We start from the raw sequence: 1,075 nt of genomic DNA on the forward strand, positions 1-1,075 counted from the left end.
TTAGTCCTGGAACCAGCCCCGGCAGATACACAATCCAATCTTTTTCGATTTTCCAGTTGTGGCGTTCGTCAAGGCGTTTCACAATTACATCGGCCAACTCATCGGGTGCGTGCCAATAGCCAATTACGCCTTGTTTGGTCACATCTTCGAGGGCTTTCAGAATTGGAGGAGCTGCCTTAAAATCCATATCAGCCACCCAAAGCGGAATGATGTCTCGGTCTTTGTATTTATCCCACTTAAAGCTATCGGTATTGGTACGGTCAATGAGTTCGTCGAAATCGTAAGTCATGAAATTTTTATTCTAAATTTTTTATAATTGCTTTTACTAAAATGGCCGAATTGTCGGCTGCTACTTTTTTGAATGTCTGAAAATCGGCAGGAGCAGCTTCGTTGGCTTTATCGCTGATACTCCTGATAATCAAGAAAGGTAAATTTTGCTGAAAACAAATTTGAGCAACGGCCGCACCTTCCATTTCGGTGGCATCGGCTTGGTAATTTCTGCGGAAACCCGCCACTGCTATACTTGAAGCTACAAACGTATCGCCCGTGACGATAGTTCCTGTCGAAACTCTCGGTTGGGGCGAATCTGCCGTTATTTTCTTGAGTTCGATGCCTTTTGCTGCCTGATTTGCCACCGCAACTAAGATAGAATCGGACAAGAAAAACTGCGGATTAAGCTGCTTCGTATGCGGATTGCGTGTAGGGTAGAACTTCAAACTATCGTTGGTCAATCGCCCATAATCGTGGTACGAAAGTCGTCGGCCAATCAGAATATCTCCTTGGTTCAAATCTGGATTTACCGCACCTGCAACGCCCGTAAAAATAATCGTTTTTGGAGAAAACTGCTTGATAATCAATGCCGTAACGATGCTGGCATTTGCTTTTCCGATACCAGTTTCGGCTAAAACTACTTTCTTTCCATTCAATTTACCCGTTTTGAAGGTAAAACCCAAAATCTGCTTGGTTTTCGCTCCTTTCAACTGCGATTGGAGCAATTCTACTTCTTCGCTCATCGCACCTAAAATCGCAATTCTTTGAGCAAATGAAGTGATTGAAAATGAGAATAATACAAAAA

At 43.1% G+C, this 1,075-nt stretch carries 1 protein-coding gene and 1 pseudogene; both read right to left on the reverse strand.

The window, feature by feature from the left end:
* Window positions 1-289, reverse strand: a pseudogene (locus ACOVO2_RS15585) (aspartate aminotransferase); the annotation flags it as partial.
* Window positions 290-296: 7 nt separating this feature from the next.
* The coding region (locus ACOVO2_RS15590; RefSeq protein ID WP_421770866.1) for a 5'-methylthioadenosine/adenosylhomocysteine nucleosidase at window positions 297-1,075 on the reverse strand (779 nt) is incomplete at its 5' end.

It is taken from the genome of Emticicia sp. (assembly GCF_049241225.1).
Taxonomy (GTDB): Bacteria; Bacteroidota; Bacteroidia; order Cytophagales; family Spirosomataceae; genus Emticicia.